The sequence below is a fragment of the Pseudomonas morbosilactucae genome (assembly GCF_023241665.1).
Classification (GTDB): domain Bacteria; phylum Pseudomonadota; class Gammaproteobacteria; order Pseudomonadales; family Pseudomonadaceae; genus Aquipseudomonas; species Aquipseudomonas morbosilactucae.
Genome location: NZ_JALQCX010000034.1, coordinates 59057 through 78984 on the forward strand (window position 1 = coordinate 59057; position 19928 = coordinate 78984).

Sequence of the window (19928 nt, forward strand, 5' to 3'; positions counted from 1 at the left end):
GCAGACAGGGCAGTAGGTTAATCAATCTGCTGCCGGAGAAATGACCATGCCTGAGTACAAAGCTCCCCTGCGCGACATGCGCTTTTTGATCGATCACGTCTTCGACTTCCACGGCCACTACGCGGCCCTGGGGGCGGCCGATGCCAGCCCGGACATGGTCAGCGCAATCCTCGAGGAGGGCGCGAAGTTCTGTGAAAACGTTCTCGCGCCGTTGAACCGTTCCGGTGATGAGGAAGGCTGCCACTTCGACAAGGGCGTAGTCACCACGCCCAAAGGTTTCAAAGAGGCGTTCGCGCAGTACGTTGAAGGCGGCTGGCACGGGCTGGCGGCCGATCCCGCCTATGGCGGCCAGGGCCTGCCCCAATCCTTGGGGTTGGTGATCAGCGAGATGGTCGGCTCCAGTAACACGTCCTGGGGCATGTACCCGGGGCTGACCCACGGCGCCATGTCGGCGATTCACGCCCACGGCACCGAAGCGCAGAAAAACACCTACCTCACCAAGCTCACCGCTGGCCAGTGGACCGGCACCATGTGCCTGACCGAAGCCCATTGCGGCACCGACTTGGGCATTATCAAGACCCGCGCCGTGCCTCAGGCCGACGGCAGCTATGCCGTGAGCGGGAGCAAGATTTTCATCTCCGCCGGTGAGCATGACCTGAGTGAAAACATCATCCACCTGGTGCTGGCCAAGCTGCCGGATGCGCCGGCCGGGACCAAAGGCATCTCGCTGTTTATCGTGCCCAAGTTCCTGCCCAACGCCGAGGGCGAGGCGGGCGAGCGCAATGGTGTCAGTTGCGGCTCCATCGAACACAAGATGGGGATCAAGGCCTCGGCCACTTGCGTGCTGAACTTCGATGGCGCCACGGGCTTTCTGATTGGTGAGGCCAACAAGGGCTTGAATTGCATGTTCACCATGATGAACCACGCGCGCCTGGGCACCGGGATGCAGGGCTTGTGTCTGGGGGAAGCGAGCTTCCAGGGGGCGATCCAGTACGCCAACGATCGCCTGCAGATGCGCGCCCTGACCGGCCCCAAGGCACCGGATAAAGTGGCGGACCCGATTATCGTGCACCCCGATGTACGGCGCATGTTGCTGACCATGAAGGCCTTCAACGAGGGCAACCGCGCCCTGACGTATTTCACCGCCCAGCTGCTCGACAGCGCTCACTTGGCGGTGGATGCGGGCCAGCGCCAGGAGGCCGAGAATCTATTGGCGTTCCTGACCCCGATCTGCAAAGCATTCATGACCGAGACCGGGCTGGAAGTGACCAACCACGGCATGCAGGTGTTCGGTGGCCACGGTTTCATCCGTGAGTGGGGCATGGAGCAACTGGTACGCGACTGCCGGATTGCGCCGATCTACGAAGGCACCAATGGCATTCAGGCCCTGGATTTGCTGGGGCGTAAAGTCCTGGGTAGCCAGGGTAAGCTGCTGATGGGCTTCACCCGGATCGTCCACAAATTCTGCGTGGCCCATGGCGAGCATCCGCAACTCAAGGCCTATGTGGCCCAACTTAATACCCTGAACCAGCAATGGGGCGAACTGACCACCCAGGTTGGCAAGGCGGCCATGAAGAACCCGGACGAGGTGGGCGCGGCAGCCCTGGATTACCTGATGTACAGCGGTTACATCATTCTCGCCTACCTGTGGCTGCGCATGGCCCTGGAGGCCCAGGCACAGCTGGAAGCCGGCGAGGGCGATGCCGATTACTGTGCCGGCAAGCTGGCGACCTGCGAGTTCTATTTCAAGCGTTTGCTGCCCCGTACCCGCGCCCATCAGGCGGCCATCGAAGCGGGTTGCGACTGCCTGATGAAACTCCCTGCGTCGTTGTTTGCCCTCTGATCCAGCGTCGCCCCGGAAACCCTTGAGCCCGAATCTGATTCGGGCTTTTTCTTGCTCGAGGGTCTCTGTGACTAAAAATAACAAAAAGGTCACTAAGCGACCCTATGTGTCGCAAAAGTTGTTCGGGTACACTCGTCTTTTCGTAAATGGGTCCGTTGTGGACCGCTTGTTTAGATCTTTCGAGGTTTGCCATGGCTGACTACAAAGCGCCCCTGCGCGATATGCGCTTCGTCCTCAATGAGGTCTTCGAGGTCTCCAAACTCTGGGCCCAATTGCCTGCTTTGGCGGACACCGTGGATGCCGAAACCGTCGAGGCGATTCTCGAGGAAGCCGGCAAGGTCATGGGCAAAAGCGTGGCTCCGCTGAGCCGCAGCGCAGATGAAGAAGGCTGCCACTGGAAGGACGGTGTGGTTACCACGCCGCAAGGCTTCCCGCAGGCCTACCAGACTTACGCCGAGGGTGGCTGGGTCGGTGTCGGCGGTGATCCTGCCTACGGCGGCATGGGCATGCCCAAGGCGGTGTCGGCCCAGGTCGAGGAAATGGTCAACTCTGCTAGCCTGTCGTTCGGCCTCTACCCGATGCTCACTGCTGGCGCCTGCTTGTCGATCAACGCCCATGCCAGCGATGCGCTGAAAGAGACGTACCTGCCGAACATGTACGCCGGAGTCTGGGCGGGCTCCATGTGCCTGACCGAACCCCACGCAGGGACTGACCTGGGGATCATCCGGACCAAGGCCGAGCCCCAGGCGGACGGTTCCTACACCATCAGCGGCACGAAGATTTTCATCACCGGCGGCGAGCACGACCTGACGGAGAACATCATTCACCTGGTGCTGGCCAAACTGCCGGACGCGCCAGCCGGGCCCAAGGGGATCTCGCTGTTCCTGGTGCCCAAGTTCATGGTCAATGCCGATGGCAGCCTGGGTGTACGCAACCCGGTGAGCTGCGGCTCGATCGAGCACAAGATGGGGATCCAGGCCTCGGCGACCTGTGTGATGAACTTCGACGAGGCCGTCGGTTACATCGTGGGTGAGCCGAACAAAGGGCTGGCGGCGATGTTCACCATGATGAACTACGAGCGTCTGGGCGTAGGCATTCAGGGCCTGGCCTCGGGTGAGCGTTCTTACCAGAACGCTGTGGAGTACGCCCGCGACCGTTTGCAAAGCCGCTCACCCACCGGCCCGCAAGCCAAGGACAAGGTAGCGGACCCGATCATCGTGCACCCCGACGTGCGGCGCATGCTGCTGACCATGAAGGCGGCGAACGAAGGCGGGCGTGCGTTTTCCACGTACGTGGCGATGCAACTGGACACCGCCAAGTTCAGTGAAGACGCCAGCGTGCGTCAGCGCGCTGAAGGTCTGGTGGCACTGCTGACTCCGGTGGCCAAGGCGTTCCTCACGGATCTGGGCTTGGAAACCACGATCCACGGCCAGCAGGTGTTTGGCGGCCATGGCTACATTCGTGAGTGGGGCCAGGAGCAGTTGGTGCGCGACGTGCGGATCACGCAGATTTACGAAGGCACCAACGGCATCCAGGCGCTGGACTTGGTGGGCCGCAAGATCGTCGGTAGCGGGGGCGAGCTCTACAAAGTGTTCGCGGATGAAATCCGCCACTTCACGGCCACCGCCGATGCCGGCCTGGCCGAATTCACCCGGCCACTGGACGCAGCCTTGGACAACCTTGACGAGTTGACCGCCTGGTTGCTCGACCGGGCGCAAAGCAACCCCAACGAAATCGGCGCAGCCTCGGTGGAATACCTGCAGGCTTTTGGCTACACCGCTTATGCCTACATGTGGGCGCTGATGGCTCGGGCGGCCCTGGGCAAGGAGGCGCAGGAGGATTTCTACGCCAGCAAGTTGGGCACCGCACGCTTCTACTTTGCGCGCCTACTGCCTCGTATCCATTCGTTGAGCGCCTCGGTCAAGGCCGGTAGCGATTCGCTGTTTTTACTGGACGCTGCGCAGTTCTGACGGCGGGCACGCAATGTAAGCAATCTCTTACATTGCGTGCTGCTGTTTACGCCTTTTAGAAAATTGGATCCAAGGATAATCTACTGCTCATGGACGTCGCGCAGGAAGCGCAAAAGTAACAACAGGGACACGTAGGATTCTGCCAGGATGGCGGAGTGAAATGGATGTCAGGGAAACAGTCTGCAAAACCCCGCTTCGGCGGGGTTTTCTTTTGCCCGGGTTTTTTATTTTCGGGTCTTCAATGAGTCCCTTCCAGGGCTCCGGCAACGCCACCTCGTCCCTCCGGGCCGTTCATCACGTCTTCCAGCAACGTACGCAGTAACTCCAGGGTTCCCTGCTGACGCTGCACATCACGACAGACCAGGCCTACCTTCAGCGGCACCCGTGGTTCACTCAGGGGTTTCCAGAGCAGTGCCTGATGGCTGTGTTCCTGTCGCGAGCGACCGGGCAGTACTGTTGCCAAGTGCGTGTGAGGCAGGCTGTCGAGAATCCCCGCCATATTGTTGAGTTCTGCCTGGACGTGTGGCCGCCGTCCCAGATTGGCCAGTTGCGCCTGCCAGATCTGCCGCACCTGGAATTCCTCGCCGAGCAACAGCATCGGCAATTCCGCGGCCTGGCTCATGGAAACCTTCTTGAATTCGCGCAGCGGGTGGTCCGCCGGGATGACCAGGGTCAACTCATCTTCGTACAAGGCCACGCCGTGCAAGCCCGGCTGGCGCGGTGGCAAGTAGCTGATGCCGATGTCCAGTGAGCCATTGAGCAGCCGGCGTTCGATTTCCAGGCCGGTCAATTCATAGATCTGAACCACCAGGTGGGGCTGGGCCTTGCGCACGCGCTCGAGCATTTGCGGCACCAGGCTGGTGTGCACCGTCTGCAGCACCCCAATGGCCAGGGTTCGCAAGGCCTGGCCCTTGAAGTTGCGCAAGGCTTCGCGGGCTTGCTGTAAGCCGTCGAGCAGGGGCAGTGCGTGGTTGTACAAGGTGTGCGCCGCCAGGGTCGGCAGCAGGCGTTTACTGCTGCGTTCGAACAGGCTGACGTCGAGGTTCAATTCCAACTGGCGGATCTGCTGCGAGAGCGCGGGTTGGGAGATCGACAGGCGCTCTGCAGCACGCCCCACATGGCCTTCTTCGTAGACCGCGACGAAATAACGCAGTTGCTTGAAATCCATAAGTTCTACTTATCAAAAAAGCTGGAAAATCGAAATGGCCCGAAGCCCCACGCGCGCCTAGTCTAGCGCCTATTCACAGGGCTTACAGGGCCATAGAGCGCGATGAACACCGTTTACGTGGATGGCGTTTACATAGGCAAGGCAAAAAATCTCGGGCAGGGTTTGATCAGCGATACCGATAAGCGCAGGGTTGCCAATCGACTCTGGTTGTGGCCACAGGGCCTGGGCAGCGATGAGCACGGTGATCCGCGCTTTCACACCGGCCCCGAGCGGGCGCTGCATCACTACCCGGCCGAACACTACGCCCATTGGCGCAAGCGTTATCCGCAGATTGACTGGCGTGCGCCGGCGTTCGGCGAAAACCTCTCCACCCATGGATTGACTGAAGAACAGGTGTGCCTCGGCGACCTGTTTCGCTGGGGCGGCGCCTTGCTGCAGATCAGTCAGCCGCGCTCGCCCTGTTATCGCCTGAGTCATCACTGGGGGCTGCCCAACCTGCCGCAACAAGCCCAGGACAATGGGCGCTGCGGCTGGTTTTATCGCGTACTCAAGCCGGGGTTTGTCTGCGCCGAAGAGCCGTTCGAGCTGATCCAACGCAGCTACCCCGGGCTGACGGTGGCCTGGGCCTTGCGCTGTTTTTACCAGGAGCCATTGGAGCAGACCGGGTTGAGAAAACTGGTGGACTGCCCGGCGCTGTCCTCTCGTTGGCGCGATATTGCGATCAAACGGATGCGCAGCGGGCGTGTGGAAGACTGGTCGTCACGGTTACAGGGGCTGCCGCTGGAGGGACTGCGGGCATGAATCTGTTCAGTCTGCGGCGTACCCCGCCTAGCCTTGACGACCTGGCTGTCGAGCCCTATCCGTCGTCGTTGGGCGATGACTTTTCCAATGAGTGCCTGATGCCCAGTGTGCAGCGCCCCCTTCCACTGTTCGTCCGAGGCCAGGGCTCCTGGCTGTGGGACCAGGACGACCGCGCTTACCTCGACTTCACCCAGGGCGGCGGGGCCAACAGCCTGGGCCACAGCCCTTCGGTGCTGGTCCAGGCGCTGACGGCGCAGGCTCAATCCCTGATCAACCCCGGTTCGGCCTTTTACAACCGCGGCATGCTCAAACTGGCGGAAGGGCTGTGCAAGGCCACCGGCAGTGACCAGGCGTACCTGCTCGGCAGTGGCAGTGAAGCCTGCGAAGCGGCGGTCAAGCTGGCGCGCAAATGGGGGCAATGCCACCGGGGCGGGGCCTCTGGAATTATCACCGCCAGCAACAGTTGCCACGGGCGCAGTTTTGCCGCCATGTCGGCCTCGGGCAGCGTCAGCCTTGGCAATCGTTTCGAGCCACAGCTGCCGGGCTTCAGCCAGGTGCCGTTCAACGACTTGCCGGCCCTGCACGCGGCGGTGGATGCGCAGACGGTGGCGATCATGCTGGAGCCGATCCAGAGTGAGGCCGGGGTGATCCCTGCGACCGAGCACTACCTCAAGGGCGTCGAGCGTTTGTGCCGCGAGTTGGGCATCTTGCTGATCCTCGACGAGGTCCAGACCGGTATTGGGCGTTGTGCTCACCTGCTTGCGGAGCAGTCGTACGGTATTCGTGGCGATATCGTCATCCTGGGCAAGGGCCTGGGTGGCGGTGTGCCGCTGGCGGCCTTGCTGGCCCGGGGCACGGCCTGCTGTTTCGACGTCGGTGAACTGGATGGCACGCATCACGGCAATGCCTTGATGACTTCGGCTGGGCTGGCAGTGCTCAACGCGGTCCAGGAGCACGGCTTTCTGGAACAGGTGCGCGCGGCCGGGCAGCACCTGGGCGCAGGGCTGGCGCGCCTCGCTCAGCGCTATGCCCACGGCGAAGTGCGCGGGCAAGGGCTGTTGTGGGGCCTGACCCTAGCCGACGACTCCGCCCAAGCCGTAGTCAACGCTGCTCGCTCTGAGGGTCTGCTGCTCAATGCGCCGCAAGCCAATTGCCTGCGCCTGACCCCTGCCTTGACCGTCAGCAAAGCCAATATCGACGAAATGCTGCTGCGCCTGGCCCGGGCATTTTCCCGGGTACGCACGGCGCAGTTGCAGTGCCGTAAAGGGCTGGCGGTCTGATGAGGCCCGATTACCGCCTTGATTGACCTCGACTGAACACAAGAACCGTCTCGCGGTATAACGCATCGCCCCGTGTCCGATTTTTCGCACGGGGCGTTTTTTTGTCTGCTGATTCTGGCGCAGCGCGATGTTTCCTGAACCGCAGCCCAAGGACACATCAGGTCAACAATGGCGCGCAAAAGTCGAGTGAACCCTGGTGCACGCCGTCGGTCGATTAGGAGTGAGGCTTATGAGAGCCCTCTTTTATCTGGAGCTGCCCCATGGACTTGATTCGCATCATCTTCGCTATTTTGTTGCCACCACTGGGCGTGTTCCTGCAGGTGGGCTTCGGCGGCGCGTTTTGGCTGAATATCCTGCTGACCCTGTGCGGCTACATCCCCGGCATTGTGCACGCGGTCTATATCATCGCCAAACGCTGACAATGACGAGCCTGCCTGCGCTTTCATTGCGTGGGCAGGTGCTCAAGGGCGCTGGCATGGCCCTTGAGCAACAGCCTTTTCAATCCCCCCTTCAGTCCCCCGATGTCATCACCTGTTGATAGAAGCGCCACTCCTGCTCCAAGGCGTGTGCCTGGTTGTGGGCTTTGCGAAAGCCGTGGCGTTCATCGGGGTAGTAATGAGCTTGCGCGGCAATGCCTCGGTCTTGCAGGGCCTTGAGCATGTCGCGGGTTTGCTGGGGTACGACCACCGCGTCGAGTTCGCCCTGGAAGAAAATCACCGGCACTTGGATATTCCCCGCATGCAGCAACGGCGTGCGCGCCCGGTAGCGTTCGGCATCCCGCTCGGGGTCGCCAATCAACCAGTCCAGGTAATCGCCTTCGAACTTATGGGTGGCCCGGCCCAGTGCCACGGGATCGCTGACCCCGTACAGGCTGGCGCCGGCGCGGAACACCTTGGCGAAGGCCAGCGCGCAAAGCGTGGTGTAGCCGCCGGCGCTGCCGCCGCGGATAAATGCCCGCTCGCCGTCCACCAGGCCTTGGCGGGCCAGGTACTCGACCACCGCACAGGCGTCTTGCACATCCGCTTCGCCCCAGGCCAGGTGCAGGGCTTGCCGATAGGCGCGCCCATAGCCGGTGCTGCCGCGATAGTTGAGGTCGGCGACGGCAAAACCGCGCTGGGTCCAGTATTGAATCCTGGGGTCGAGGATCGGGTAGCAGGCCGATGTCGGGCCGCCGTGGATAAACACCACCAGCGGCGGTTTGCTGGCCTGGCCCATGGCCGGGTAGAAGAAGCCGTGGGCCTCCTCGGGGCCTGAGGGGTAACGCAGGGTTTGCGGGCGACTGATCTGTGCGGCGGGCAGGGGGGCCACGCCGCCTGCAAGGATGTGTACCTGGTGAGTGTCACGGGCAATGGCGATCACCGCAGATGGGCTGACCGGCGACGCGGCAATGCAATACAGGTGATGCTCATCCACGGCCAGGTTACGGAATCGGCTGTACTCCTCGCCGCAGGTGGCGCTGGAACCGTCCTCAAGGTGCCAGCCCAGGCGCCCGAAACCGTCTTCAGTCCAGGTCCCGAGCCAGGCCTGACCGCCCAGGGGCAGCCAGGTGCCACCGCCCAATTGCCAAGGTGCCGGGGCATGGTCGGCAGGCGCGCAGGGCAACGCTTGCAAGCCCGCCGGGGACTCAGCCCAGGGCTGCCAGAAGCCACCGCGATCGCTCAGGCAGCACAGGCGCCCCTGCGGGTCAAAGCGCGGTTGCTGCAATGACTCTTCGAACGCATCGCCGGCCACGCAACGAGGGGGGCTCCAGCGGCCGGGGGCCAAGGAGTCGGTCACCATCAGCCGCGTGGCTGTCCAGGGTTGATGGGGGCGGTCCCACTCGATCCACGCCAGGCGCTGGCCGTCGCTGCTTAAGGTGGGCGCGGCATAGAAGTCCGCGCCTTCGACCAGCACGGTGCGTTCGCCATCCTGTAGGGCAATGCTCACCAGCCGGTGCCGATCGAGGTGCTCTTCCACGGCCAGTACCTGGCCATTGGCGTACTGCAGATCGCCGTAGCGGCACTCGCCGTGGGTCAGGGCGCTGGGTGTTTCGCCTTGCAGGGACTGGCGGTACAGCTGCTGGTCTGCCTCGTTGACGAACACCACGCCCTCGTCGCTGAGGCAGAAGGCACCGCCACCGTATTCGTAGACCCGGCTGCGCACACTGAAGCCTTGGGGCGTCAGACAGCGGGCCTGTTGTTCATGCCAGTGCCAGATGCGGCAGGCGGCGTCGGCGGGGCGGTATTCATTCCAGAACAAGCCCTGGGCGCCGACGCGCAGCTCGGCGAAGTCGATACCGGCGGCCACGGCCTTGTCGGCGCTGAAGAGGTCAGCCTTTGGCGATGAGGCGGGAGTTTCGTTCATTGCGGAAGGCCAGTTGTTCGATGGTCTGGGTGGCGTGCTCGGCTTCTTCCCGAGCGTTGAGGATCATGCCGTGGTGCTCTGACTTGCTGCACACCGGGTCGGCATTGCTGGCATCGCCCGTGAGCATAAAGGCCTGGCAGCGGCAGCCGCCGAAGTCCTTCTCCTTTTCATCGCAGGAACGGCAGGGCTCGGGCATCCAGTCGTAGCCGCGGAAGCGGTTGAAACCGAAGGAGTCGTACCAGATGTGCTGCATGCTGTGGTCGCGCACATTGGGGAATTGCACCGGCATTTGCCGCGCGCCGTGGCAGGGCAGAGCGGTGCCGTCCGGGGTCACGGTGAGGAAAATGCTGCCCCAGCCGTTCATGCAGGCCTTGGGACGCTCCTCGTAGTAATCCGGGGTGACGAAAATCAGCTTGCAAGGGTGCCCCTGCGCTTCCAGTTTGGCGCGGTACTCGTTGGTGATGCGCTCGGCCCTCACCAGTTGCTCCTTGGTCGGCAGCAGCCCCACACGGTTGAGCTGGGCCCAGCCATAGAACTGGCAGGTGGCAAGTTCTACGAAGTCCGCTTCCAGGGCGATGCACAGTTCGATGATGCGGTCGATCTTGTCGATGTTGTGCCGGTGGGTCACAAAGTTCAGCACCATCGGGTAGCCGTGGGCCTTGACCGCACGGGCCATTTCCAACTTTTGCGCGAAGGCTTTCTTCGACCCGGCCAGCAGGTTGTTCACTTGTTCGTCGCTGGCCTGGAAGCTGATCTGGATATGGTCCAGGCCGGCTTTTTTGAAGTCGCTGATTTTCTGCTCGGTGAGTCCGATGCCCGAGGTGATCAGGTTGGTGTAGAAGCCTAACTGGCGGGCTCGCTGATCAGCTCGGCGAGGTCCTGGCGCACCAGGGGCTCGCCGCCGGAGAAACCCAACTGCGCAGCGCCCATCTCCCGGGCCTCGCGGAACACCTTGATCCACTGCTCGGTGCTCAGCTCCTTGCCCTGTTCGGCAAAGTCCAGGGGGTTGGAACAATACGGGCATTGCAGCGGGCAGCGGTAAGTCAGCTCGGCCAGCAGCCACAGCGGCAGGCCCACTTCCGGTTTGGCCGGCAGGCTCGGGGAATCAGCCAAGTTCGATCCAGTGCTGAGCACGGGCGACCTCCATGAATTGCTCGATGTCCTCACCAAGCTCGGGCACGCCGGGGAACTGCATCTCCAGCTCGGCAATGATCGCCGCGACGTCACGCTGGCCGTCGATCAGACCGCCGATCAGCGCTGCGCTGTCGTTGAGCTTGATCATGCCTTCGGGGTACAGCAGCACGTGGCCTTTTTGCGCCGGCTCGTACTGGAAGCGGTAGCCAGGGCGCCAGGTCGGGGTCTTGTTGCGATCGAAACTCATAAGGCGATTCCTTTGTGCCAGACCCGTTGTGCGGTGACGCTGTGGTAAGGCGGTCGATTCAATTCATAGGCCATGCTCATGGCGTCGAGCATGCTCCAAAGGATGTCCAGTTTGAACTGGAGAATTTCCAGCATGCGGTCCTGGCCGGCACGGGTGGTGTAGTGCTCCAGGGTGATGGCCAGGCCGTGCTCCACATCGCGTCGGGCCTGGCCCAGGCGGGTGCGGAAGTATTCATAACCGGTGGGGTCGATCCACGGGTAATGCTGGGGCCAGCTGTCCAGGCGCGACTGGTGGATCTGCGGGGCGAACAACTCAGTCAGGGAACTGCTGGCGGCTTCCTGCCAACTGGCGCGGCGGGCGAAGTTGACGTAGGCGTCCACGGCGAAACGCACGCCGGGCAACACCAGCTCCTGAGAACGCAGTTGGTCCGGGTCCAGGCCTACTGCCTGACCCAGGCGCAGCCAGGCTTCGATGCCGCCGTCTTCGCCGGGGGCGCCGTCGTGGTCTAGCAGGCGCTGGATCCACTCCCGGCGGATTTCCCGGTCCGGGCAGTTGGCGAGGATCGCCGCGTCTTTCAGGGGAATGTTCACCTGGTAATAGAAACGGTTGGCGACCCAGCCCTGGATCTGCTCGCGGGTGGCGCGGCCTTGGTACATCGCCACGTGGTAGGGGTGATGGATGTGGTAGTAGGCGCCCTTGGCCCGCAGTGCCTGCTCGAACTCGGCGGGGGACAGTGGTGTATCAGTCATTTCGGTTCTCCGGGAGCCCGCTGGGGAAATCGATCGCCGGTGGCGGTGCCATCGCCGGCCAGCCCGCTCCTACAACCCGTAGGCGCGAGCTTGCGTGGGATTTGCCCTACAGCTCAATACTCATTCCGTCGTAGGCCACCTCGACCTTTCGGCGTACAAGCTCGGCACGTTCGGCCGAGTCTTCGTCGAGGATCGGGTTGGTGTTGTTAATGTGGATCAGCACTTTGCGCTGCGTGGGCAGCTGCTCCAGGACTTCCAGCATGCCGCCCGGGCCGTTTTGCGCCAGGTGGCCCATTTCCCGGCCGGTGCGGGTGCCGACGCCGCGGCGCTGCATTTCATCGTCATCCCACAAGGTGCCGTCCACCAGCAGGCAATCGCTGCCGGCCATGATCTCCAGCAATGGCGCGTCGACCTTGCCCAGGCCCGGGGCGTAGAAGAGGGTGCCGCCGGTGCGCAGGTCTTCGACGATCAGGCCGATGTTGTCGCCCGGGTGCGGGTCGAAGCGGTGCGGCGAATAGGGCGGTGCGGCGCTGCGCAGCGGCAGCGGGGTGAAACGCAGGTTGGGGCAGGCCGGGATGCTGAAGCTTTGGTCCAGTTCGATGCGGTTCCAGCTCAAACCGCCATTCCAGTGTTTGAGCATGGTGAACAGCGGGAAGCCGGTGCTCAGGTCTTCATGGACCATGTCGGTGCACCAGACCTGGTGCGGGCAGCCTTCGCGCAGGCTGAGCAGGCCGGTGGTGTGGTCGATCTGGCTGTCCATGAGAATGATCGCGCTGATCCCTGTGTCGCGCAGGGCACGGCCCGGCTGCATCGGGGCAAAGCCCTGGAGTTGGGCGCGGATGTCCGGCGAGGCGTTGCACAGCACCCAGTTCACACCGTCATCGGAAATCGCGATGGACGATTGAGTGCGCGCGTGGGCCCGCAGGCTGCCGTCGCGAAAACCCGCGCAGTTTGCGCAATTGCAGTTCCACTGCGGAAAACCGCCGCCGGCGGCGGACCCTAGAATCTGGACGAACATGAGTGCTCCATCAGGTTGCAACTGGAAATAAAAACGCCCCGGCGAACCGAGGCGTTGCACTGCGCTTGCTGTCTCGGGGCGGTGGCCCTGAGCCGGCAATCAGCGGCTGGCGAAGTACATGGTGACTTCGAAGCCGATACGCAGGTCGGTGTAAGCAGGTTTGGACCAGGACATAAAAGTGCTCCTTTCAGGTGGGTAGGACGGGTGCTCTCTATACATATAGTCCACCTCCGGCCGGAGATGTTCAGATGCTTAGGGGGCTATCTTACTAAGATTCAGTTGGCGCTTGCCTGTAATTATTGAAGAAAGCTCATTGCAGCGTCGGTAATGATCCACCTGCGTCTTGCCTGGGTGAGCCCGGGCAGGCCGCGCTGGCCAGGCAATACCCGCCACCTTGGGCCTGGTACAGGCGTTGGGCCTGGGCCAGCAGTTCGGGGCGTGGCAAGGTGCTGATCGCCGTCTGCAAGTGCGCCAGGTAATCCGACGGATGACCGGCCAGCCGACCCTGCCAGAGCAGCTCTGCGGCCTGGATCAGCGGCAGCTCGGCGGCATCGAATTGGCTCGCCAGGTTTTGCTGCTGTTGGCTCAGGCTCGCGTCGTCGGTCTGGCTGATCCGCTCCGGCAGTTGCTGGAGGAAGACTTCGATGTGCCCGAGAATTTCGGCCACGCTGGCGTGGGGCGACTGCACGCCGAACAACAAACCGGTCTGGCCGTTGATCTGGCGGACCCCACTGAACACGCCATAACCCAATTGCAGCTCCACCCGCAGGCGCTGGTAGAACGGCGTCTGGCAGCACTGCGCCAGCAGGCGCCAGGCGGCTTCATCGGTGATTGAAGATGAAGGCACAGGGCAGAACAGCAGCACCGCCTGTTCGCTGGAGCCGGTAGGCACTTCACGCCAGCGATGCAGGGCTGTCGGTGTGTCGAGTGTGGCCGGTTGCCCCGGGTTGGCGGTGCCGGGTATCTGGCTCAGCGCCGCACTGAGCGCGGGCTGCAGGCTGCTGGGTACGCCCACGGCGAGGCCGTCCCATTGGGTGCCGGCCCAGAAGTCCTGCAACTGTTGGGCGTGCTCCAGTGCGGGTGTTGGCGTGGCGGCGGGGCTGCCTTCGGCGAGCACCTTGAGCAATTGGCGGATTGGCATTGGGGCCGGTTCGTCGACCCGCGCCTGCTCGCTCAACCAGAACGCGTCAGCAGGTTGGCTCAGGGTTTTCAGGGCCTGTTGCAGGATCGCCGGCAGCGGCTCATGCAGCCCAGCCAGCTTCAGAATCCAGTGCCGGCCGGCGTTGTTCAGCGACAGGTCCACCCCGGCTTGGCGTGCATCGCCCTGCAGCTCCTCCAGGTGCTGTTGCAGCTTGGGCAGCAGGTCTTGGGGAACCGTGCTGTTCAGTTGCCACCGGAGGTAGATCACCGCAGAACCGGTGTCAGCGGCCACCTCCTGGCTGAACAGCAGCGGCGAGGCCTCGCGGCGGCCCCGGGAGCGATCCTGGGCAAAAGTGCGCAGCCCGCGGTGGGCGCTGGTCTGGCCGCGGATCAAGCCGGCGCTACGCGCTGGCGCGGCGGAGCGCAGGAAGGGGTTGGCGGCCGGGAGTTGCCACTCGCCGATGGGTTTATCCAGCGCCACGGGGCGCAGTTGTTCCAGCAGCGCTTTGAGGGCGCTGACGTCTGCATCCGTCAGGTGCCACTCCCGTTGCCGGCTGTCCAGGCGAGCCAGCTCCAGGGCCCCAGCCACCTGATGTTGGCGTTGCTGCAACAGGGCAAACTCTTCGCGTAAATCGGCCCATTCGGCCTGGGCGCTGAAGAAGGCCAGCCAATCTTCCAGTTGCTGGCCAATCAGCGACTGTTGTTGCACGCCCTCGGCGCTGAGGCTGAACTCCAGGTGCAGCAGGGCCTGGCCGGCGAACTGATACAGCGGCGTGGCTTGCAGCCCATCGATCAATCGACGTTGCTTGAGTTCGGCCACTAGACCGCCAGGTTTGCTCGATTGCAGCCAGGTGCAGAGAAACTCCAGGGGCGCCGGGCTGGCGCTGGGCAAGTCTTCGCCGGCCAACAGCAGGTCCAGGCGCCGGCCGCGAAGTTGTGACGAGATCCCCGGCCCGCCGGGCAGCAAGCTCGGTGCCGGGCTTTGCCCAACGGTTTGACCGCTGGCGAAAGCGCCGCCGAACTGTTCGGCCAGGGCCTGCAGTTCTTCCAGGGATTGCGGGCCGGCCAGGCTCAGGGTCATTTGCCCGGTGTGATAGTAGGCGCGGTAGAAGGCTTCCAGCGCCTGCTGAAAGGCCGGGTTGGGCACGCTCAGGCTGTAGCGATTGCCGGCGTGGAAGGCCCGCAGGGGATGGTTGGCGGATACGCCCTCGAGCACCGCCGCTTGACGCTGTGCGGCGGCGTCCCGGGACCAGGCGATAAATTCTGCGTGCAGGACTTCCCGTTCACGCAACTGATCCTGCTTGTCCATGCGCGGATGGGCGAGCATGTCACACAGGCGTTCCAGCCCTCCGGCAAAGGCCGTGGGCGGCAGCTCAAAGAAAAAGTCGGTGGTGCGTTCGCGGGTGCTGGCGTTGACCTGCCCACCTTGCGCCTGGACATAGGCCATCAAACCGTCTTGCTCGCTGAAGCGCTCGCTGCCGAGAAAAAACAGGTGTTCAAGAAAGTGCGCCAGCCCCGGCCAGGCCAATGGCGCGTCATGACTGCCCGCGGCCACCCGCAAGGCGGCGGCGCAGCGTTTCAGGTGGGGCGCGTGACGCAGTGACACCCGCAGGCCGTTGGCCAGGGTCGAACAGGAGGGGCGAGGGTGATTCGGCGCGGGCATGAGCACTTCCACAACATTAGAAGCGCTCATGCTAGCGGATAAGTTGGGATCAGCGCTTGTTCAGATCGTCATAAAGCTCGGGGCGTCGGTCATGGAAATAGCGGTTGATGGCGCGGGAGTCGAGCATCAATTGCCGGTCCAGGGTGCCGCTGATCAGGGCTTCGTCGAGGCCGGCCAGGGCGATGCGGCTGCCATCCGGAGCGGCAATGCTGCTTTGCCCACAGTAATGGATGTCTTCCTCATGGCCGCAGTAGTTGGCGTAGGCCACATAGCACTGGTTTTCAAAGGCGCGGGAACGCACGGTGACATCGGCAACGAAGTCGTAAGGAGTCATGTTGGCGGTGGGCACCAGGATCAGTTCGGCACCGGCCAGGGCCAGGCGTCGGGCGTTCTCCGGGAACTCGATGTCGTAGCAAATCAGGAAGCCGAGCATCCAGCCGTTCAACTCCACCAGTGGGAACTCGTCCGCCCCGGCGCTGAACATCGCGTGGTCGAGGTCGCCGAATAGATGGGTCTTGCGGTAATTGCATAACTGCCGGCCCTGGGCGTCGATCAACTGCACGGCGTTGTAGATCTGCCCGTCGTCGGCGCGCTCCGGGTAGCCATACAGAATGGCCAGGCCCGCTGCCTGGGCGATGCCGGCAATGCGCTGGGCCGATGGGCCGTCCTGGGCTTCGGCCAGGGCGCCGACGGCTTCCGGGCCAATGTTGTAGCCGCTGAGAAACATCTCCGGCAGCACCAGCAGGTCGGCGTCCGTGGCTTCCATCGCCACCTGTTGCAGGCGCAGCAGGTTGCCAGCGACATCCAGGGGCTGCGGGGCACATTGATAGAGCGCGACGCGCATGACGATGACTCCTGTTAAATAGCCAGCGACCACTGTAGCCGCCACCCGAGGCAGCGGCTAGCGGTGGGCGCCGGGGTCAGTCCGCCAGGGCGATGGGGCCGATCTCGTGGAACACGTCGCCCGGGCCCGGGTTGGCGGCATGGGTGGCGCCGCCAAAGTGTTTCATGATGCCCCAGACGGCGTTCAGCGAGGTCTGCACCGCGCCTTCGACCCAGGCCGGGGTCCAGGACACGTCGTCGCCGGCGATAAAGATCCCACGGTGTTCGGCGGGCATCTCGTCCTGCATGAAGTGCGCGTACATCCGCTGGTTGTAGCGGTAGTGGCCGGGCAGGGCGCCTTTGAAGGCACCGAGGAAGTGCGGGTCGGCCTCCCAGGACACGGTGATCGGGTCGCCGATGATGCGGCTGGCGATGTCCACCTTCGGGTAGATCTTCTTCAGGGCGTCGAGGGCCAGCTTGACCCGCTTCTCCACCGGTTGCGGCAGCATCTTCAGGGCGTCGCTCATCCATGAGTAGGAGAGGCAGATCACCCCCGGCTGGTCGTCGCCGTTGTCGAACAGGTAGGTGCCGCGGGTCAGGCGATCGGTGAGGGTCATGCTCATCAGGTCGCGCCCGGTTTCCGGGTCTTTGTCCTTCCAGAACGGCCGGTCGACCATGACAAAGGTTTTCGACGACTGCATGTAGCGGGTGCGGTCCAGGGCCATCCACATCTTTTGCGAGAACAACGACTCTTCGCACTCGATCTGAGTGGTCAGCAGCCAGCTCTGGCAGGTGGTCAGCACCGCGGCGTATTCCCGGGTGTCGCCCCAGTTGTCGGTGACGCTGAAGCGACCATCGGCGGCGCGGGCGATGCGCTTGACCCCGGTGCGTGGCGCGCCGTTGTGCAAGGAACTGAGGCTGGTGCCGGCCGGCCAGTGGGCGCAGCGCTCGGGCACGTGGCGCCAGATGCCCATGGGCACCTGGGCCACGCCGCCGACTACCAGGTGCTGGTGGTCGTCGCAGTTGGTCATCACTACGCGGAAGATTTCCAGCATGGAGTTGGGGAAGTCCGAGTCCCAGCCGCCGGTGCCGAAGCCTACTTGGCCGAACACTTCGCGATGGTGGAAAGACAGCTTGGCGAAGGCCTTGGAAGTGGCGACAAAGTCATAGAAGGTGCGGTCGTCCCAGAGCGGAACCAGGGTGTTCCACAGCTCCTTGAGGCGTGGCACGTCGCGGTCGCGGATCGCCTGCTGGATGTCGCCAAAGCGTGAGCCGTCTTCCAGGGCATCGGCCCAGGCGTCGGCGACTTCCTGGAACAGCGCCGGCAGATCGGAGAGCTTTTGTGCGTAGTGGGTCTGGCCTTCCAGGTCGATCACGGTGCTGCCCGAGGCCGGGGTCAGCGGGTTGGGGAAGGGCTTGGTTTCCAGGCCCAGCTTGTCCACGTAGTGGTAGAAGGCCGTGGACGAGACGGGGAAGCGCATGCCACCCAGCTCGGCGATGATGCCTTCGGCGCCTTCGAAGCTCTGGGAGCGCAGGCGGCCGCCCATCTTCGAGGCTTCATAAATCACTGGCTTCAAGCCCAGCTTCATCAGCTCGTAAGCGGCGACCAGCCCGGCGATACCGGCGCCGACGATGGCCACCTCGGCGCCATGGTTGGCCGGTGGAATGCTGCCCAGGCCGGCGGGATGCTCGATCCAGTCATCGAAGGCGAAAGGAAAGTCCGGGCCGAAAATGGTGATCGGCTTTTTTCCGTCGGCAGGGTGGCGGTTGTTCTTGTTCATGGCTGACCTTGGCTGGCGGCCCAGCAGAGTGCTGAGTATAGGAAAAGATGGCAGCCATTTTAGAGAGCGTAGAAGACGTTAATAAGACGCAAACTGTCGTCGATATGAATTGTTATTAGGCAAAGTGACGAAATATTGATTCATATTGACGTAGTTGTTCACGAGTAAGCGCCGGGCTAAACCGGGTGGCCGCGGTCGATTTTGTTGCTGAGGATGATCGAGGTGGTGGTTTTATCCACACCGTCGACACTGCCAATCTGATCCAGCAACTGGTCCAGTTGCTCGGGGGAGTCGCTGCGCAACCAGGCCACATAGTCGAACTCGCCGCTGACCGCACACAGCTGCTGCACCTGGGCCATGGCGCTCAGGCGGCGCACCACCTCCTTGCCTGAACGTGGCTGCACCTTGATCCCGACATAGGCCTGCAGGCCGCCGTCGATGATGCGCTGGCCCAGGCGTACGCCGTAACCCGTGATGACCCGGGTTTTCTCCAGGCGGGCCAGGCGCGAGGTTACGGTGGTGCGGGCAATCCCCAGTTGCCGAGCGAGCATGGCCACGCTTTCGCGGGCGTTGATCTGTAGGGCGGCAATCAACTGGCGGTCGATTTCATCAAGGACGGGGGGGCGGCTGTCAGGCAAAGGGTGCTCCGGCGCGGGCATCGGGGAGCGAGCATGTTACAGCCTCGCCCGGCCCGATGCGCGCTGTGGGCGCGGGTCGATCAGTGTTGGAATTGTGCGTAGTTTTCCGGGGTGACCAGTTGGGTCGGGACCCAAAGGTCGCCTTGCAGGGCTTCGTGGTTGACCAGCTTCACCGCCGCGTCTAGGGAGCCGGCGCCGATGGCCACCGGGTCGCGGAACACGCTGACGCTCAGTTGGCCTTTTTTCAAGGCAAGCAGCCCGTCCGGGGTGCCGTCGATACCGCCCACCAGAATGTCATCGCGCCCGGCCTGGCGCAGAGCCATGGCGGCACCGATGCCCATTTCGTCGTTATTGGAGGCCACGGCATTGATGGTCTGGCCCTTGGTCAGCCACTCGTTCATCAAGTCCATGCCTTTTTCCCGCTGCCAGTCGCCGGATTGCTCTTCGACGATCTTGATCCCCGGGTACTGCGCCAATACATCCTTGACCCCATTGGTGCGCTTGCCGGTATCGCTGTGGGCCAGGCGCCCGAGAATCACCGCCAGGTTGCCTTTGCCGCCCATTTTCTCGGCCAGGTACTGCATCTGCATACGGCCGATGGCGCGTTCATCCGTGCCGACGAACACCACCCCGGGCGGCAGGTTGTCCACTTCCGGCCGGCTGTTCATGTACACCAGGGGGATGCCGGCGGCGATGACCTTCTCGCTGATCTTGCGGGTGGCTGCGGTGTCCGCTGGGTTGACGATGATGGCGTCGACCTTCTGGCTGATAAAGCTCTCCACCTGGCTCAACTGGCGTACCACATCGCTGGCGGAATCCTCGACTTGCAGCGTCACCCCTCCAGGAACCTGCTTGGCCCGGTCCTGCATGGCTTTGACCAGGTAGGAAATGTAGTTGTCGTACTGGCCCACCGTGACACCGATGCGCAGTTCGGCGTGGGCGGAAACAGACAGCAGCAGTGCACAGAGACAGCCGAGGAAACGCCTCATAACGGGTAATCCTTTTTATTGTTGGAAGGCAGATCGGGAAGAATGAGGTTCTGGCATGCAGATTATTGGAATATATTTTCCATATCAATAATTGGTGGAATTTATTGTTTTCAGGCGGTGCAGCCTCTGCTGTCTCGATGCCAGCAGATGACGTTGAGTGGCGCGCATCGATAGTCAGGAGACGAAATGAACTGGCGTGGATTCAGCAGGCGGGGGTAAGTGGTGGGCGTTGCTGTTGGCGGGGATTGCTTGTCTGGCCGCGTGGGGTTGAACGGCGTGACGCCAGGCGCAAAAAAGCCGCGCAATGCGCGGCTTTGGAGTTGGTGGGCCCACACGGACTTG

The 19928-nt window shown here is 63.0% G+C and carries 16 protein-coding genes and 1 pseudogene; 5 read left to right on the forward strand and 12 right to left on the reverse strand.

Features of this window, described 5'->3' with window-relative positions:
* The first annotated feature begins 46 nt into the window (after positions 1-46).
* Together M1B35_RS18990 and M1B35_RS18995 are read left to right on the forward strand one after the other, a co-directional pair.
* On the forward strand, positions 47-1843 hold the full coding sequence (locus M1B35_RS18990) for an acyl-CoA dehydrogenase C-terminal domain-containing protein (protein ID WP_268262764.1): 1797 nt from the start codon (positions 47-49) through the stop codon (positions 1841-1843).
* A gap of 191 nt (positions 1844-2034) precedes the next feature.
* Positions 2035-3813 carry an acyl-CoA dehydrogenase C-terminal domain-containing protein gene (locus M1B35_RS18995; RefSeq protein WP_268262765.1) on the forward strand — a complete coding sequence of 593 codons (1779 nt, stop codon included), beginning with the start codon at positions 2035-2037 and terminating at the stop codon, positions 3811-3813.
* Positions 3814-4051: 238 nt separating this feature from the next.
* Here M1B35_RS18995 and M1B35_RS19000 read toward each other — a convergent pair whose 3' ends face one another.
* Positions 4052-4981 carry a LysR family transcriptional regulator gene (locus M1B35_RS19000; protein WP_123327491.1) on the reverse strand — a complete coding sequence of 310 codons (930 nt, stop codon included), beginning with the start codon at positions 4979-4981 and terminating at the stop codon, positions 4052-4054.
* A gap of 102 nt (positions 4982-5083) precedes the next feature.
* Between M1B35_RS19000 and M1B35_RS19005 the strand changes: the two genes are divergently transcribed.
* From M1B35_RS19005 to M1B35_RS19015, 3 genes are all read left to right on the forward strand, one after another.
* A complete protein-coding gene (locus M1B35_RS19005) occupies positions 5084-5782 on the forward strand; it encodes an MOSC domain-containing protein (RefSeq protein WP_268262766.1) in 699 nt (232 codons plus the stop codon).
* Positions 5779-7062 (forward strand): aspartate aminotransferase family protein, encoded by a 1284-nt coding sequence (locus M1B35_RS19010; protein ID WP_123327489.1) that lies wholly within the window; start codon positions 5779-5781, stop codon positions 7060-7062. The genes M1B35_RS19005 and M1B35_RS19010 overlap by 4 nt, the downstream gene beginning before the upstream one ends.
* A gap of 260 nt (positions 7063-7322) precedes the next feature.
* Entirely contained in the window at positions 7323-7481 is a 159-nt protein-coding gene (locus tag M1B35_RS19015; RefSeq protein ID WP_011063854.1) for a YqaE/Pmp3 family membrane protein, read from the forward strand.
* Positions 7482-7572: 91 nt separating this feature from the next.
* Here the strand turns inward: M1B35_RS19015 and M1B35_RS19020 are convergent, their stop codons facing one another.
* From M1B35_RS19020 to M1B35_RS19070, 11 genes and pseudogenes are all read right to left on the reverse strand, one after another.
* Entirely contained in the window at positions 7573-9405 is a 1833-nt protein-coding gene (locus M1B35_RS19020; protein WP_268262767.1) for a S9 family peptidase, read from the reverse strand.
* Positions 9371-10539, reverse strand: a pseudogene (gene pqqE, locus M1B35_RS19025) (pyrroloquinoline quinone biosynthesis protein PqqE). Before pqqE ends, M1B35_RS19020 begins: the two are co-directional and overlap by 35 nt.
* Positions 10511-10786: a pyrroloquinoline quinone biosynthesis peptide chaperone PqqD gene (pqqD, locus tag M1B35_RS19030; RefSeq protein ID WP_268262768.1), complete on the reverse strand. Its 276-nt coding sequence runs from the start codon at positions 10784-10786 to the stop codon at positions 10511-10513. The pseudogene pqqE and the gene pqqD overlap by 29 nt, the downstream one beginning before the upstream one ends.
* Positions 10783-11535 carry a pyrroloquinoline-quinone synthase PqqC gene (pqqC, locus tag M1B35_RS19035; protein WP_123327485.1) on the reverse strand — a complete coding sequence of 251 codons (753 nt, stop codon included), beginning with the start codon at positions 11533-11535 and terminating at the stop codon, positions 10783-10785. The genes pqqD and pqqC overlap by 4 nt, the downstream gene beginning before the upstream one ends.
* Before the next feature lie 106 nt (positions 11536-11641).
* The gene (gene pqqB / locus M1B35_RS19040; RefSeq protein ID WP_123327484.1) at positions 11642-12553 is read right to left on the reverse strand and encodes a pyrroloquinoline quinone biosynthesis protein PqqB; all 912 of its coding nucleotides are present in this window, start codon (positions 12551-12553) and stop codon (positions 11642-11644) included.
* Positions 12554-12652: 99 nt separating this feature from the next.
* Positions 12653-12727 (reverse strand): pyrroloquinoline quinone precursor peptide PqqA, encoded by a 75-nt coding sequence (gene pqqA / locus M1B35_RS19045; RefSeq protein ID WP_009045898.1) that lies wholly within the window; start codon positions 12725-12727, stop codon positions 12653-12655.
* 136 nt (positions 12728-12863) lie between these two features.
* Complete coding sequence (gene pqqF, locus M1B35_RS19050) at positions 12864-15356, reverse strand: pyrroloquinoline quinone biosynthesis protein PqqF (RefSeq protein WP_268262769.1); 2493 nt, start codon at positions 15354-15356, stop codon at positions 12864-12866.
* 49 nt (positions 15357-15405) lie between these two features.
* A complete protein-coding gene (locus M1B35_RS19055; RefSeq protein ID WP_123327483.1) occupies positions 15406-16200 on the reverse strand; it encodes a carbon-nitrogen hydrolase family protein in 795 nt (264 codons plus the stop codon).
* Between the two features lie 76 nt (positions 16201-16276).
* Positions 16277-17959 carry a flavin monoamine oxidase family protein gene (locus M1B35_RS19060; protein WP_268262770.1) on the reverse strand — a complete coding sequence of 561 codons (1683 nt, stop codon included), beginning with the start codon at positions 17957-17959 and terminating at the stop codon, positions 16277-16279.
* A gap of 176 nt (positions 17960-18135) precedes the next feature.
* On the reverse strand, positions 18136-18597 hold the full coding sequence (locus M1B35_RS19065; RefSeq protein ID WP_268262771.1) for an Lrp/AsnC family transcriptional regulator: 462 nt from the start codon (positions 18595-18597) through the stop codon (positions 18136-18138).
* Between the two features lie 80 nt (positions 18598-18677).
* Positions 18678-19586: a sugar ABC transporter substrate-binding protein gene (locus M1B35_RS19070; RefSeq protein ID WP_123327480.1), complete on the reverse strand. Its 909-nt coding sequence runs from the start codon at positions 19584-19586 to the stop codon at positions 18678-18680.
* Positions 19587-19928: the final 342 nt, after the last annotated feature.